Consider the following 16,501-nt stretch of genomic DNA (forward strand, 5'->3'; position numbering starts at 1 on the left):
ACATTAAGATGAAAAGATATTTACAAATTATTTTGTTGACTTTTTTGATGATGCCGCCTTGTTTAAGCTTTTCTCAACGTGTGACACTATCATTAAATGGCAACTGGAAGATTGGAGAAAGTGTCGAAGGGGATCACATTCCCCGCACTTTTGAACACGAGGTGCCTGTACCGGGCTTGGTCAGGCTGGCAACGCCCTCATTCCCGCTTGTCGATGAGTTCTATTCCAACGAAATGGTTGGCCGTTTTGTTATGAAATTTGGGAAAGTACAGTTGCCGGCGGATCTCGATACTACCGGTTTGTGGCAAAAAAGGGGCGTTACCAGACAAAAACGAAATTACTTTTGGTATCAAAAAGAATTCAAGGCACCTGATCCAAAGCAAGTGGCCATTCTCAGAATTGGTAAAGCCCAGTTCGGAACAGCAGTATGGGTGAATGGAAAAAAGGTCGGAGAGCAACTGAATTGTTTTACATCAGGAAGTTTCAATATTTCTGATGCCCTTTTATGGGGAAAAACCAACACAGTACTGGTAAGGATCGGTGCACATCCCGATGTTTTGCCTGCCTGGGTCCCGACAGGCATGGACTATGAAAAACTGAAATGGACGCCAGGGATATATGATGAAGTGTCGGTGTCTTTCAGCGACAACCCGGTAATAACGAAAGTTCAGATTGCCCCACGTATTGAAACCGGCGAGATTCTCGTTCAGACGACTGTCAGAAATTACGGAAAAAAATCGGTTTCAACAACCCTCGATCAGGTCATAAAAACATGGAAAGAAAAGGAATTTGTCTCTGATGTACGGAACCCGGAATTATCTCTTGAACCGGGAGAGGAAAAAACCGTTACCAGGTTGATACCTGTTCCAAACCATCAATTGTGGTCGCCTGAAAATCCTTTTTTGTATGAACTGGAAAGTACAACAAGCGGGGATAATGTGTCTACACGGTTTGGAATGAGAGAGTTTCATTTTGAAACAGCTACCGGAAAGGCGTATCTCAATGGGAAAATCTACTATATGCGTGGGTCCAACATTTGCCTGCACAGGTTTTTTGAAGATGAAGTTAAAAATATGAAAAATGTCTGGGATGAGGCATGGGTAAGAAAATTACTGGTTGATATCCCGAAGCAAATGCATTGGAACAGTTTCCGGTATTGCGTCGGCCCTGTACCGAAAGCATGGCTTGATATTGCCGATGAAGCTGGGCTTTTGATCCAGAACGAATTTTTTATTTGGTCAGGGGGAAATGATTACAGGAAGGAGTGGACCAAAGAAGTTATGGTAGGTCAGTTCCGTGAATGGATGGAAGATACATGGAACCATCCAAGCGTGGTGATCTGGGATGCATGTAACGAAACGGAGGTGGATATACTGGGAAATGAAGTGATCCCGGAGGTGAGGCCGCTCGATCTTTCAGGCAGGCCTTGGGAAAATGGCTGGAATCTTCCGGTGGGCCCCGATGACCCGATGGAAGATCATCCGTATCACCGTTACGTAGCCAATAGAAAAAACAGTGATTTTCGACCTGAAATACTTGAGGAAACCGCTCCTGTTTTGAAGCAGAAGCCTGATAGACGTAATAACGCCCATGCAAAAATCTGCAATGAATATGGGTGGTTTTGGCTAAACAGGGATGGCAGTCCTACCCAGTTTACAGAAAATGTGTTTGAGATGCTGACAGGAGAAGATGCTACTGCAGAACAGAGACTGGAAGCGCAGGCATACTTTTTTGCTGCGGAAACCGAATATTTTCGGGCGCATAGAACATACGCGGCAGTTTTGCATTTTGTTTACCTGAGTAATAGCCAGCCTTTAAGTGAGCTGCAGGTAACGGCAGACAATTTTAAGGATGTCGTCAATCTCAAACTTCGTCCGCAGTTTGCCAATTATATGAGCGAGGCATTCAAACCCGTGGGTGTATATTTAAATTTCTGGCATCCGACAATTGACCCGGGGATAAAAAAGGATTTTCTGATATTTGTTATCAATGATAAATATGAAAGTATTAACGGGAAATTGAGATTAACCATGGTTTCGGTAAACGGAGGCGATACAATTCAGTCCGACAGCAAGATATTTATACCCTCAAACGGGCAGAATACATATCGGCTTACACTTGATATTCCTGAAAAGGAAGGTACTTATCTGTTAAAGGCAAGTGCCATTTACGATAATGGTAAAGAGAATACGATCAGCAGACGGAGAGTCTATGTAGGCAAGTTGGACGAGGGAAAAGCATACAGGGTATTGTTTAACCCATAACTTCGGGTAATAATTTGTTTTCTTTGGATACTACCAACAATAAATAATAATCTATTATGAAATATCTGTTTATTATACTACTACTTTGTTTTTCGCTTCTGGCCCGTGCTGCCAGCGATGGTGAACGAATTGTCATCAACCTGAACGGAACCTGGCAATTTGATCAAACCGTCAACGCCTTTCCTCCGGCGAAATTTACGCGAACCATTCCTGTTCCCGGCCTGGTGCATTTGGTAACTCCGAAAATTGACGACTACAACAAGTTTTTTAAACGTGCCGATCAGGTTGAAGCCAAAGTACAGCATAATCTTTACAATATTGATTATACCCCTCGATACAGCTGGTACCGGAAATCGGTTTTTTTGGCTAAAGAATTGGAGGGCAAAGAGGCTACGATCACCATCAAAAAGAGTCAGTACGTTACCCAGGTGTATGTGAATGGCATCGACATGGGAACTTCGATGGCCTGTTACACTCCTGTGGAATTTCCAATTTCCACAGCCCTGAAATTTGGGGTCGAAAACGAAATTCTGATTAAAGTCGGCGACCGGGTTTGGCTTCCATCCGAAGCTGCCGGAGGAACCGACAAAGAAAAGGAACATTATCTCCCCGGAATTTGGGACGATGTGCTGCTTTCGTTTACTGGCAGCGTTCGGGTACACCGGTTGTTGGTTTTGCCATCGGTTGCAGGTAAAAAAGTGACGGTAAAGGCACAGTTGCGCAATTTTAAACCTGCACAGATTTTCTACGGCGATGCCATGAGCGATTCGGTAACATTGGACATTTCGATTGCCGAAAAACTAACGGGTAAAGTGGTTGCCAGCAAAAGCGGGCGATTCGCTGCCAAACGCGATAACAATACAGAAGCTGTTCTTGAAATTCCACTATTGAAATTCACTAATTGGTCTCCCGATCAACCTTTTCTCTATGTTGCAAAGGCAACTCTAAAAACAGACCAAGGCACTTCCGACGAAATAGGTAAACAGTTTGGAATGCGCGACTTTACCCGGAAAGGGAAATTCTTTTACCTGAATGGTGAGAAAATCATTCTCCGGGGAACCAATGTTACCCTTCAACGCTTTTTTGAAGATCCGGATTGCAGCAACCTGGTTTGGGACAGGGAATGGGTAAAAAAACTGCTGGTTGATTATCCGAGGCAATTGAACTGGAACATGATGCGCATTTGTGCGGGCATTGCTCCTGATTTTTGGTACGATATCGCTGACGAATACGGATTGTTGTTTCAGAACGAATGGTTGTATTGGCAAAACCATGGCTGGGACGATCAGATCCGAAAGGAATATACCGACTGGGTTTGGACTGATGGAACCCATCCGAGTATAGCAATATGGGATGCCATTAACGAAAACTGGGACGACTTCATAGGAAACACATTGATTCCTGACTTGAAGCTGCTCGATCCAACCCGCGTTTGGGACGCGGGTTATATGACTGCCGACCAAATGCAACAAGACGAGATGGACGAACCGCACCCTTACATGGGGAGAATCAGTAGTTTGCAGCCGGGTGCGAATAAAAACTTTTATCCACTTGGAAAATTAGATTTTAAACCCGATCGTCTTATAGAAATGCAAGGTTCAAGTTCAGCACAATTGGTGAATGAATACGGTTGGATTTGGCTGTGGCGCAACGGAATGCCCAGCAAGCTAACCGTTAACACCTACGAATATTATTTGGGCAAAAACTCTACCCCACAACAAAATTGGGAGTTACAAGCCTACTGGATGCAGTTGGAAACCGAATGGCTACGTAGCGAACCTTCCATTGCCGGGGTCTTGGCCTTCTGCTACTTAGCCAACAATTACGGCTATACCGGCGACTGGTTTGCCGGAAACATCAAAGACCTGAAACCTACGCCTACACTCGATTGGTTCCAACACGCTTTTGCACCAGTAGCTACATTTATTAACCTCACCGATGAACGATACACTAAAATTCTTCCGCCTCACAAACTTGGTTCCACTTTAATGTTTAATCTATATGGAATCAATAACTTAACTAAAGCAGTCAACGGCACAGTCAACGTAAAACTAATAAATGAAACGGGCGAAAGTGCTTTAGGTCAAGACTTGATAGTAAAACTCGAATCATACCTATGTACCAATATTCCTGTTTCAATCGTTTTGCCAACCAAAGCCGGAGGTTATGTGCTTGTCGCTGAATTTACACCCGAAAATGGACGACCAGTGATCAGTCGCCGATTCCTGAAAGTTGGAGAGGCAAAAGAATACAAGTATTTCAATTTAACCCCGATAAGCAAATGAAGCATTTAGAAATCTGCAAATCTCCTGTTGAGATGAACCTCAAAAATTACCAAATGAAAGGGGCCCCGATCGTTGCCCAAACCAGGTTATTGAAAGACATAGCCGGGATTTTTCTTGATCAGGAATCTTGGCGAAGTCGGACCCCTGAGATTCCCGCCTACTCGGTGCAGTCGTGGTTGCCGATTTCAGAAGGGACTCCCGGCGGGCTTTTCTTTGGAGTTTCCACCATTTTCCCGGGAAAAGTAGGCAACGAATATTTTATGACCAAAGGACATTTTCATTCGCAGTCCGACCGTGCCGAATTTTACTGGGGAGTGCAAGGGAAAGGCATGTTGATTTTGATGGACCGGGACCGAAATACCTGGGCCGAAGAAGTGTATCCCGGAAGCCTGCACTACATTGGCAGTGAAATAGCCCACCGGCTGGCAAACACGGGCGATGAAAGCCTTATCGTCGGGGCCTGTTGGCCGTCGGATGCGGGCCACGATTACGAAGAAATTGCCGTGAACGGTTTTTCAGCCAGGCTGCTGGAAGTGAACGGAGCGCCAAAATTAGTTTAAATAACCTATTAAAAATGAAGGCATACGTTATTCTCATATCAGTAGTAGCCGCACTGGGCGGGCTTTTATTTGGTTTCGATACCGCTGTCATATCAGGCACTATCAATTTTATCCAGCCCTATTTCGGCCTGTCCGAAGCCGGGCTGGGCTGGACCGTGAGCAGCCTCCTGTTCGGGTGTATTGGCGGGGTAATGCTGGCCGGAAAAGCCGGCGACCGTTACGGGCGTAAAAAAGTACTGATGCTGGCGGCTTCGTTATTTTTTGTATCAGCCGTTGGCAGCGCGTCAGCACATAGTTTGATTTTTTTCCTGTTTGCCAGGGTTCTGGGCGGACTTGCAGTTGGAGTTGCTTCAATTCTGTCTCCCATGTACATTACAGAACTGGCCCCGGCCAAATACCGCGGTACACTGGTTTCGCTGAACCAACTGGCCATCGTGGTTGGGATACTGATAGCCTTTTTCAGCAATTACCTGCTGGTGGATACCGGGGAAAACAACTGGCGCTGGATGCTGCTGGTGATGACGGCTCCTGCCCTTTTGTTGTTTTTCAGCCTGTTTCTGGTTCCTGAAAGCCCGCGCTGGCTGGTCGCCCGGAACAGGGACGATAACGCATTCGACGTGCTGGTCAAAACAGTGGGAGAGGATTTGGCCCGGAAAGAATTGGGTGAAATCCGGCAAACCCTGCAAAACCATGAAGAAGCCAACTACCGGGAATTGCTGACACCCAAGGTGAAGCCCATCCTCTGGGTAGGCATCATCCTGGCCGTGTTTCAGCAAATTACGGGCATCAATACGATCATGTATTACGCGCCGAAAATTTTTGCACAAATCGGGCAGTCGAACGACACAGCCCTGCTCCAAACCATTGCAATTGGCGGAACAAACCTGGTTTTTACGGTAGTCGCTATGTTGTTTATCGACCGGTTTGGACGCAAATTTCTCATCCTGGCTGGCTCGCTGGGGATGACGGTGATGCTGGCCGGGCTGTCGCTGCTCTATTTTCTGGAAGCGGCAAGCGGTCTGCTTGTTTTGATTTTTATCCTGGGCTACATTGCCTTTTTTGCAGCGTCGCTTGGCCCGGCGTTGTGGGTGGTTGTTTCCGAGATTTTCCCAAACCGGCTGCGTAGTAAGGGAATGTCGGTGGCACTGGTGGCTTTGTGGGTATCAGCAACGATTATAGCCATCGTTTTCCCGGTTATGCTCGAAACATTGAGCGGGGCCCTTACATTTTTGATTTTCGCCCTGATTTGCCTGGTAAACCTTTGGTATGTATGGCGCTTCGTTCCAGAAACAAAAGGAAGAACGCTGGAAGAACTTGAAACGGAACTAATAAAATGATGAATACAATCGCAATAGATCTCGGAGGGACAATAATAAAGGTAGGCTTGCTCGACGGTAAAAAGCTGTTGGGCTCTGTTACCGAAAAAGCGACTTCGGGGAAAGGATTGAAAAATAATCTGCCGGAGATCGAAAAAATGATTGGCCGCCTGCTGGAAAGTCACCGTGTGGAAGTGAAAGAAATACTGGGAATCGGGTTTTCGTTTCCGGGACTGGTTGATTCGGCGCACAACCGCGTCCTTTCCACCAACAAAAAGTACGACGATGCGCCGGACCTGGATTTACCCCGTTGGGCAAAAGAGACCTGGAACCTGCCGCTTTACCTGGAAAATGACGCCCGGATGGCGCTGCTTGGCGAATGGCGGCATGGCGCAGGACAAGGGATTGAAAACATTGTGATGGTTACCCTGGGAACCGGCATTGGCTCTGCGGTCCTTATCGAGGGAAAACTGCTGAGAGGCAAACATTTCCAGGCAGGGAATCTTGCCGGGCATTTTACCGTTAACCACCGGGGAACGGTTTGCACCTGCGGGAACATCGGCTGTATGGAATCGGAAGCTTCCACCTGGCGTTTGCCGGAATTGATAAAAGGCCATTCATTTTTTGCTTCCAGTTCTTTAAAAAACGAAAAATTACTGGACTATGAAGCATTATTCAGAAATGCGGCCCAAAACGACTTTTTGGCAAACGAAATCCTCGACCACTGTTTTTCGGTATGGTCGTCCGGTTTAATCTCAATGATCCACGCCTTTGATCCGGAGATAATTATTTTGAGTGGAGGCATTTTGAAAAGCGCCGCTGTTATTTTGCCCGAATTGCAGAAACGCGTGAGCCAATATGCCTGGACACCCTGGGGAAAAGTGAAATTGCTGAAAGCCAAAAATATAAATACAGCAGCGCTTTACGGTGCGGATTATTTGGTTAGGTCTTCTGAAGAAAGAATAACAGAACAATAAATAGTGTGGAGAACAAATTAAGATTATGGTGAAAAAATATTTGAACAAACCTTCGAAATTCAACAACACCCCATACGTTGAGGTGAAAAACAAGGCGTATCGTGTAACCACCGGATGGAATAACATTGTTGCCGAACTGAATCATGCAATTCAGAATCTGAAGGGGGGAAAAAAGCTGGTGGTTGTGGAAACTTACCAGGGAGTGATTCACGGGGAAGTAATGCACCACCTGGAATCCGGACTGCAATGCGACCGGTTTGTCCGGGCAGAAGAATTGATGTTGCCGGAAGATGAAGTAAAGAAACTGGTTTACCCGGATGTAACCGAAGACCGGATTTTTGGCTATTTGACCCGGCTGGAAATCGACGCTTTTTATGATCCGGAAAAGGTAAAGCAATTACAAAACGAACTTGCCGGATTGGAGGAGGGAACCGTTGTGATTTATGGAACCGGCGCTGCCCATATTTGCCCTGAACCCGACCTGTTGGTTTATGCCGATATGGCCCGCTGGGAAATCCAATTGCGCATGCGCCGTCACCTGGTGGACAACCTGGGAGTAAAGAACCGCGACACCGCCGACTGGATGCTGCTTTACAAACAGGGTTTCTTTGTGGACTGGCGTGTGTGCGACCGTCTGAAAAAACAACTCTTCGACAAGTGGGACTTCCTGCTTGATACCAATAAAATTGGCCACCCAAAACTTATGGAAGGAAAAGCTATCCTCGAAGGGCTGGAACTCGCCAGTCGGCAGCCATTCAGCGTGGTTCCCTTCTTTGACCCCGGTCCGTGGGGCGGGCAGTGGATGAAAGAGGTGTGCAACCTCGACCCGGAGCCGCAAAATTACGCATGGTGCTTTAACTGCGTACCGGAAGAAAACAGCCTGCTATTAAAATTTGGTGACGATATAATTGAAATCCCATCCATCGATTTGGTTTTCTGTCACCCGCGCGAGCTGCTGGGCGATCCTGTACATGCCCGTTTTGGTGATGAATTCCCGATCCGTTTTGACTTTCTGGATACGATGGATGGTGGGAACCTGAGCCTTCAGGTCCACCCACTTACGGAATACATACAGGAAAAATTCGGGATTCATTACACGCAGGACGAAAGTTATTACATGATGGATACCGAAGATGATGCTATTGTTTACCTTGGTTTAAAAGAAGGCATCGATCCTGAGCAGATGCTGGCAGAACTGGAGGAAGCCCAATCCGGCGGGAAAACTTTCGAAGCTGAAAAATACGTTGAGACATGGCCGGTAAAAAAGCACGACCATGTGCTGATCCCTGCCGGAACGGTACATTGTTCGGGCAAAAACAGCATGGTGCTCGAAATCAGCGCCACCCCTTACATTTTTACGTTCAAGCTTTGGGACTGGGGCCGCTTAGGGCTTGACGGCAAACCCCGTCCAATAAATATCGAGCATGGCAAAAAAGTCATCCAGTGGGACCGGGGCACCGGGTGGACACGCCAAAACCTGGTGAACCGGGTAGAAAAGGTTGCTGAGGGCGATGGCTGGTCCGAAGAACGGACCGGGTTGCATGAACGTGAGTTTATTGAAACCCGTAGGCATTGGTTCACCAAACGGGTAGAACATCATACCAACGGCGGGGTACATGTTGTTTGCCTGGTTGAAGGGGACGAAGTGATCGTTGAGAGCCCGTCCAACTCTTTTGAACCATTCGTGGTCTATTATGCCGAAGTGTTTATCGTCCCGGCAAAAGTGGGCGCTTACACCATTCGTCCTCATGGGACATCCGAAGGGAAAACCTGCGGGACAATGAAAGCTTATGTGAGATTTTAAATATTGGAGTTATGATTTTTGATCCTGGATTTGATATTCGGCCAACAACCCATCCAATGGGCTTTCAATACGGCCCGGGGGTATTTGGCCCTAAAGTGGAAAACCGTTCGCTTGATTCGATCCGAAAGAGCCTACGCGATCCGAAGTGCACCGGGCCCGACCCGGTTTATTCCATTGCCATGGATGTTGGCAAGTCGGAACATTTGCCCCTTTTGAAAGAACTGCACCTGTTGTACGGTTGCGTCACTTATGCCGCCGGGAAGCTGGGCGACGAACCCGTCCGCAGCCAGGGGCATATCCATAAAGTTTCGCCTTTGAGCGGCTGGTCAACCCCGGAAGTGTACGAGATATGGTCGGGCAAAGCAATTATTTATATGCAGGAAACCGCCAAAGATAACCCGGGGCGCTGTTATGCCGTGGTTGCCGGTCCCGGGGAAGTCGTGATTGTCCCGCCGTATTGGGCACATGCCACCATCAGCGCCGATCCGGAACAACCGCTCACGTTCGGGGCCTGGTGCGACCGCGAATACGGTTTTGAATACGATGATGTACGGGCGCATAACGGACTGGCCTGGTTCCCGGTTGTTTCTCCTTCAGGCGAAATTAAATGGCATAAGAACCCGAGTTACCGCACCAGCGAATTGATTGTGAAAACACCTGGAAATTACGGCCAGTTGGATATCGAGCCTGGAAAACCCATCTATACCCAGTTTGAGGAAAACCCCGAGAAATTTTTGTTCGTACCGCAACCGCAATTGCTAAAGGATGTCTGGATCAACTTTAAACCTTAAATGATTTTGAAGAAAAAGTACCATGGTTCTCAAAATATAAGAGCTGCTAATTTTTTTACTCCCATTGTGAAATTCATCTGCGATATAGGGCATACTTAATTGGTAAATTTTGCAAAAAAAAGGTACTTCGGTTCATTAAAGACCTTGAACAAACGTATCAATAACCAATGAAATTATAAACCAAAGAAAAAGATTAATCTGAAATTTGACCAACGAGCAAGTACCTGAAACAAAACCTCATGAATCTATTCACGGGATTCCACTGGATGAATTTTATTACCAGTGACCAGTTGTATAATGGTGCGCTAAAACTATTTCATATTGAAATACAGGAAGCTCAAAAAGAAAATTCGATATTTGTAATTGATGAAAATGGGAACCCGGTTCGGTATTCAATTAAGATGTCAGACTATGAAGAAAGGCCGAAGTTTTATCTGTCGAAAGGGAAAGCTGAACGGATTGAGCTTTTCGATGGTCATTCTATGGATAAATCAAATCATACTATAAATAATCGCCTGGGAAATTCGAGAAGGCTGGTTGATTTGCTGCGGTCGATACCCAACTATTCGAATGAAAATAACTTTAGAAATAGAAAGAAGATAATCAAGAATCGTAAGAGAGGAATAAAATGGTAAAGTTTTTTTGTTAATCCTATTCACATTATTGCTGCAAATCGTTAAATCTTTCGATAGATACAGTTACTACTGGAACAAAGGGTACAAACATACTTAGTGTCTCTAAGAAAACCTGCAATAATTTATAGATCAACAATATAGTATTGATATCTTTTTTGAATCTTTTGGGTTAATTGTTTTGATAAGTTGATTATAGTGCAGATATTCAGGGTATTATTACATGAGGATAGGATATTTTGACCACTTGACAAAAAAAGATTGAACCATGAGAAAAAGATTCGAACAACAATTGGGGTTAGGGCAATTGCCAATCGAAGCTACTTATATTAATCCCAAAAGCAAGAATGCTTTAGATCAACTTTTAGCAGCGTTGAAGGCGATCTATTGCAACAAGAAATACAACGAAGAGATATTCAGTATTTTGGAAGATCATATCAATTCCGGGAAGAAAAATACGGGAAGGACAGGAATGGACCTATGGAGTATTTTTGTTTTGGCCCAGGTTCGCTTGTGTTTGAATTTAAGTTATGATGTGTTGCACGATCAGGCAAACAACCACCACAATATGCGGTGTTTGATGGGCGTAGAAAAGGGCTTTGGTTTTGAACGTATCGAGTTTGAATACCAGAATATTTATGACAATGTCGCCCTGCTTAGCGATGAAATGGTTTGGGAATTAAACAAGGTAATCCTGGATTTTGGGCATGGAGAGGTGTTTAAAAAAAAAGAACATACAGCATTGCGCTTAAAATCAGATAGTTTTGTTGTTGAAAGCAATGTTCATTTCCCCACAGACTACAACCTGTTGTGGGACTGTGCCCGAAAATGCATCGGCACCGTTTCAAGGATAATGAACAAACATAAGGATATTGGAGGTTGGCGCAAGATCGGCAATTGGCGTACAGAGTTGAAAAAGTTGATGCGCAATTTGGGCCATGCCAACCGTTCAGGAGGCAAAAACAAGAAAGAAAAAGTAGTTGCCGCGGCCGAAGAATACCTCAATAAATCAAGGTTATTGCTCAAAAAACTAAACGAAGAAAAGTCCGGTTTCCCGCTAACGGACATGGGCGATCTGGTATTGATCATTACGTTGGAGCACTACATGGAACTTCTTGAAAAGCATATTGACCTGGTCGACAGGCGTATATTAAAAGGCGAAACCATTCCGCATGAAGAAAAGATGTTTTCGGTATTTGAAACCTACACCGAGTGGATTACAAAAGGGAAGATGAACCCCAGTGTTGAACTGGGCAAAAAACTGAACATCACCACCGACCAGTGGGGGCTGATCGTGGATTACCAAATAATGGAACAACAACAAGACCGGGACATTGTTATCGAAATGGCCGACAGGATTTTAACAGAACATAAAGTCGCATCGTGGAGCTTCGACAAAGGCTACTGGTTAAAAGAAAACAAGGAAACCCTTCAGTTGGAAGTTGACCAGGTTATCATCCCCAAACTTGGGAAGCGCAACAAAAAAGAGAAAAAGGAAGAACGCAGCAGGTCATTTAAAAAACTGAAAAACAAGCACAGCGCGATCGAATCAAACATCAACGAATTGGAACACCGGGGGCTCGACCGTTGTCCCGACCGGAGTTATGCGCATTTTAAAAAGTACATCGGGTTGGGCGTGTGCGCCTACAACCTCAAGAAAATTGGGAAACAAATCCTGAAGTTGGAGCGTGAAGCGCTTGAAGCGCCCACCAAGCAGATTAGGAAAGCTGCTTAGTAAAATCGGTTCAAGGAAAAAACATGAAAATTAAACATGAAAGGGAGAATTATGCCTGGAAACTAAAAAATTACACCGAAAACCCAATTTTCGGTGGCGAAAATTACGGCAACCAATTAATAGGCTAAAAAATTTAGTGGTAGTAACCGAAAAAACAAGCCGATTACATATAATTATGTACACCTTTCGAAAAAAACGGGTAGTTTTCTTAAAGACACTACTTACGGAATTTCACATTTTTACCTATTCCAACAACTCCGCTGATTGATTTTGCCGGATACATCAATGACGAATCGGTAAGTGAAACACCGCAAATATTTTCATGGAAGAAGGAGAAAAGTTTATGCTGGTCTGATACGGGCCACTGGCAATATCCAGGGTTGTAACGGTTAGTCAAACGCTCACCATTTATCTCAGTTTCACTTTTAAGGAAAGATAGCATCCGGTCACCTGTAGCTTCAGTAATAATACTGCCCAAAATATCATAAACATAGCCTAAAACAGGGTCATTGCCCCGAAGCAAACTTGCCGATTTCTCACTGATAGTTTTGCCGGCAGTACAGACATAAAAGGCTAACCGGGCAGTACCTTTTAACTCACTGCAAACAGCCTTGCCCAAGTTGAATTCCTGTTTTCCTGCCAGTAAGCTGTACTTTTTATAATCTATTTCTGCATCATCAAAGATTCGGTATACGCTTCGGATATCCGTCAGGTATTTTGCATCACACAGGGCCATTTTTACATATTCATCAAACGGTGCTGGCAATGGATCATCTCCATAACCCAACACTGAACTGATTTCCTTTTGGCTGATGACCAGTTCATCGAATTTGAAATTATATTCTTTGATCATGGATAGCAATGGGTTTCGATTTCTTTTGAGTTTTTTTATTCTATCACTGAATATTTCCTGTTCTTTTTGGAATTTGACGGATTTACCAATCCCAAGGTGAATCGTTAATTCCTAAAATGACTTTTAAAATTATAACAACATTTTATCCACATAAATATCCTGAAAATTTGGATCACCTTCCAGGTTAATATGCCTGGTTCTTGCCAGAATTTCATTGATAATTTTTTCATCAGAAAACAGGAACATCTTAGCCCCAATCAGGGCTGTATTTCCCATTTTGTATATTCTTTCTTCCGGAAGTTCAATCATTCCCAATTCAGAAACATGTTCCAGGTTGATATAATTTCCGAGTCCCCCGGCAATATATACCTGTTGAATATCAGAAAGCGGGATTGATAATCTGTTGGCAAGGATGGTCAGCCCTGCTGTAATTGCGGCTTTAGCCATCTGAAATTCATTGATGTCTTTTTGTGTCAGTCTAATTTTCCCGATCAGTTTAATGTGGTCTTCTCCCGAATTAATTTCACCAAATAATCCAATCTTGTCCAAACTGCGCAGAATTGCACCCGAATCAATCAATGCACTACCGCAAATCCCTTTGGGTGAGGTATTCCCGATAACATGAGCTTCTATTTTTTCTGCGTCAAGGCTAAAAGAAGAAATAGTGCCGGTAACAGCCCCCATGCCCATTGATATGTTAGCGCCTTCAAATGCTGGACCAGCTGCCGTTGATGCGCAAACAATCTGATTTTTGTTACCAAATCACCTAAACAAAAGAGGGAAAGCAACCTCATGATAAACAACTGCGATCATCAATACGTTGATATTCTGCTGTCCAAACTTCTAATTCGTCCTGTCCATAGCAAGGCAGAAAGGTGGTTTGTGAGGTATTGACCTGAATATCTATCGGCTATCAAATCTGTATTAAGAAGATATGCAGCCATAAATCGTTGTATTCTCCTTAGAGACGAACTGATATTGGCGCTACAATCAAAGCATAGCTAACATCTTAAACCCAAATTACGCAATAGCAAAATATTGAAATTTAAATTACTGATATAGATTATTTTAACCATATATTTTTCTAATTCGTAGCATTAGACATTATATAAATATAAAATTGCTGTATCCTATATGTGATAAAGGTTACAGAAGTTTTTTGAATTCATTTTTTACTTTCAATGCGTAATTTGGGTTAAAACCAACAGAGTGCACTGATCAGTAAAACAAAGAACTTAACACGTGCCAGGTTCCAACCTGATTGTTCATGGAAAATGGAAACTAATTCACTACTTTTAGACGCTATTCTGGGTGTCTTAACTTACTTCAAGATGTGGTGATTTCTTGTAAAATATTGATATTCAGGATTTTATGTAAATATTTTAAATCTATTTTTGCTGATAATCAGTTGTTTATATTTTTGTCATGTACTAGAGTTTTTTATTAGATTTGTGCCAACATAGACTTTTTGTTTTGAAAGAACAAAAGAACATAGATGAGAAAAGGTTAATCCAAAGACTATCAACAGGTGATGAAATGGCTTTTGAAATCCTGTTTTACCGTTACAGGGGTAAAGTAGGTAATTTTATTAAGCGTTCCATTCCTCCACGAATTGATTTGGAAGAAACCGTCCATGAAATATTCCTTCGTATCTGGATCAATAAAGAAAAATTAGATGCTAATCGTCCGTTTGGCCCTTATCTCTTTCAGATTGCGCGTAACATTGTTATTGATGAACTGCGAAAAAATATTGAACATTCTGTTTATTTAAATGATAGTTCTTTCTCTTATGATTTTGGGATAAATGAAACTGACATAAAAATAGAAGAAAAAGAATTACAGACTTGGTTTAAATCCATTTTGAATAAACTCCCTGAAAAAAGAAAGAAAATTTTCATGATGAACCGTCTTGAAGACTTTTCGTACAGAGAGATTGCCTCGAAACTCAACATTTCTGAAAATACAGTTGACACACAAATTAGACGGACTCTGCAATACTTTAGAGATGAACTAAAGAAAATAAGCATATTTATGCTCCTCATTTTTTAATTATTTTTCCTCTCCTGTCACGGAAGCTTGTTCATTTTTCGTACTTAAGAGTAAAAAGGTACAAAATGAATCAAATTGCGCGGGCAATACTTGAAAAGTTTATTCTCGGTGAACCCATTTCAGCTTCAGAATTAAGGGCAATGAAAAAGATATTTGTGAATAATGTTTATCGGGAAGAAATAAACCAATGGCTTTCCACTAATTGGGACGCTGCTCCATTTGATGACATTGAAATCAGTTACGATAAGCTAAGACAAAAAATCAGCCAATACGAAGTCCAACAAAAAAATGGATATAAGTTTTATCATGAGGTAGTAAATCTCTCTCATTACTATCATCGAATTGCTGCAGCATTATTCATCCCGCTAATATTAGGAATTTCAATATACATACTATATAATCCTTCTGTTAAAGAAGATTTTTATACTGCGGAAGCACCTCTGGGACAAAAAGCCAAGGTTGAATTACCTGATGGCAGTACGGTGTGGTTAAATTCCGGGTCAAACATCCGTTATTCTTCAGATTTCAATAAAAAAAACAGGACGATTGATTTAAGTGGAGAAGCATATTTCGAAGTTATAAAAAATACTGGGAAGCCTTTTTTCGTTCATACTCCCTTTTTGGATGTAAGAGTAACAGGAACTCATTTTAACGTAAACGCTTATAATGATGAACCATTTATTGAAACATCCCTAGTAGAAGGAAAAATTAATGTGATTCTCAAAGGTGAAAGCAAATCATTTCAATTAGTTCCTGGAAATGTTTTGTCTTATTCAAAATTGTCTCACAAAATAACTAATTCTAAATTAAACGAAGAAGCTGCAATTGGATGGAAAGATAATCGGTTGATTTTCATTAACGATGATTTTTACAAACTGACACGGAAAATTGAAAAATGGTATGGTGTTGAGGTTATTTATAATCCTGAAGATTTTAGAGAAAATAAATTAACTGTTAAACTTCAGGAAGGTGAACAGCTTAGCCGATTACTTGAAATTATCGAGACTGCTGTTGGTGCAAAGTGTTCAACAAAAGAGAATAAAATTTACATAACTAAAAATCAAAAATAAGTTTGCCTATGATAGAAACTTGCTGGCTGAACTAAAAAGGGAAGTGTCCTACCACTTCCCCCGGAATCTTAAACATTATTAAAAACGTTTAATCTTAATTCATCACAAATTTATGAAAAAAAACAACAAATTTTTTTCATGGGTAAATATTGTCCCATGGGAAAG

The 16,501-nt window shown here is 42.9% G+C and carries 12 protein-coding genes and 1 pseudogene; 11 read left to right on the top strand and 2 right to left on the bottom strand.

Features of this window, described 5'->3' with window-relative positions:
* Positions 1–80 precede the first annotated feature (80 nt).
* The 9 genes from AC6H3C_RS22915 to AC6H3C_RS22955 all read left to right on the top strand — a co-directional run bounded on the left by AC6H3C_RS22915 (position 81) and on the right by AC6H3C_RS22955 (position 12,364).
* A complete protein-coding gene (locus AC6H3C_RS22915) occupies positions 81–2,264 on the top strand; it encodes a glycoside hydrolase family 2 TIM barrel-domain containing protein (protein WP_497517903.1) in 2,184 nt (727 codons plus the stop codon).
* Positions 2,265–2,320: 56 nt separating this feature from the next.
* Complete coding sequence (locus AC6H3C_RS22920) at positions 2,321–4,549, top strand: glycoside hydrolase family 2 protein (RefSeq protein ID WP_497517905.1); 2,229 nt, start codon at positions 2,321–2,323, stop codon at positions 4,547–4,549.
* Positions 4,546–5,109, top strand: coding sequence for a glucose-6-phosphate isomerase family protein (locus tag AC6H3C_RS22925; protein ID WP_497517906.1), 564 nt, complete (start codon positions 4,546–4,548; stop codon positions 5,107–5,109). The genes AC6H3C_RS22920 and AC6H3C_RS22925 overlap by 4 nt, the downstream gene beginning before the upstream one ends.
* Complete coding sequence (locus AC6H3C_RS22930) at positions 5,013–6,446, top strand: sugar porter family MFS transporter (RefSeq protein ID WP_497517907.1); 1,434 nt, start codon at positions 5,013–5,015, stop codon at positions 6,444–6,446. Before AC6H3C_RS22925 ends, AC6H3C_RS22930 begins: the two co-directional genes overlap by 97 nt.
* A complete protein-coding gene (locus tag AC6H3C_RS22935) occupies positions 6,443–7,402 on the top strand; it encodes an ROK family protein (RefSeq protein ID WP_497517908.1) in 960 nt (319 codons plus the stop codon). The genes AC6H3C_RS22930 and AC6H3C_RS22935 overlap by 4 nt, the downstream gene beginning before the upstream one ends.
* A 25-nt stretch (positions 7,403–7,427) precedes the next feature.
* The gene (locus AC6H3C_RS22940; RefSeq protein WP_497517910.1) at positions 7,428–9,206 is read left to right on the top strand and encodes a class I mannose-6-phosphate isomerase; all 1,779 of its coding nucleotides are present in this window, start codon (positions 7,428–7,430) and stop codon (positions 9,204–9,206) included.
* A gap of 11 nt (positions 9,207–9,217) precedes the next feature.
* Positions 9,218–9,997, top strand: a complete 780-nt coding sequence (locus tag AC6H3C_RS22945) for a glucose-6-phosphate isomerase family protein (RefSeq protein WP_497517911.1) — start codon at positions 9,218–9,220, stop codon at positions 9,995–9,997.
* 239 nt (positions 9,998–10,236) lie between these two features.
* Complete coding sequence (locus AC6H3C_RS22950; protein ID WP_497517912.1) at positions 10,237–10,632, top strand: hypothetical protein; 396 nt, start codon at positions 10,237–10,239, stop codon at positions 10,630–10,632.
* Positions 10,633–10,897: 265 nt separating this feature from the next.
* Positions 10,898–12,364: an ISNCY family transposase gene (locus AC6H3C_RS22955; RefSeq protein WP_497516513.1), complete on the top strand. Its 1,467-nt coding sequence runs from the start codon at positions 10,898–10,900 to the stop codon at positions 12,362–12,364.
* 217 nt (positions 12,365–12,581) lie between these two features.
* Here the strand turns inward: AC6H3C_RS22955 and AC6H3C_RS22960 are convergent, their stop codons facing one another.
* Both AC6H3C_RS22960 and AC6H3C_RS22965 read right to left on the bottom strand, forming a co-directional pair.
* A complete protein-coding gene (locus tag AC6H3C_RS22960) occupies positions 12,582–13,217 on the bottom strand; it encodes a vitamin B12 dependent-methionine synthase activation domain-containing protein (protein ID WP_497517913.1) in 636 nt (211 codons plus the stop codon).
* A 129-nt stretch (positions 13,218–13,346) separates the two neighbouring features.
* Positions 13,347–13,967: pseudogene (locus AC6H3C_RS22965) on the bottom strand (ASKHA domain-containing protein); the annotation flags it as partial.
* Positions 13,968–14,690: 723 nt separating this feature from the next.
* Between AC6H3C_RS22965 and AC6H3C_RS22970 the strand changes: the two are divergent.
* Positions 14,691–15,266 carry an RNA polymerase sigma factor gene (locus AC6H3C_RS22970; RefSeq protein WP_497517914.1) on the top strand — a complete coding sequence of 192 codons (576 nt, stop codon included), beginning with the start codon at positions 14,691–14,693 and terminating at the stop codon, positions 15,264–15,266.
* Positions 15,267–15,331: 65 nt separating this feature from the next.
* Positions 15,332–16,336, top strand: coding sequence for a FecR family protein (locus tag AC6H3C_RS22975; RefSeq protein WP_497517916.1), 1,005 nt, complete (start codon positions 15,332–15,334; stop codon positions 16,334–16,336).
* Positions 16,337–16,501 lie beyond the last annotated feature (165 nt).

The sequence above is a fragment of the Gaoshiqia sp. US2 genome, assembly GCF_059705485.1.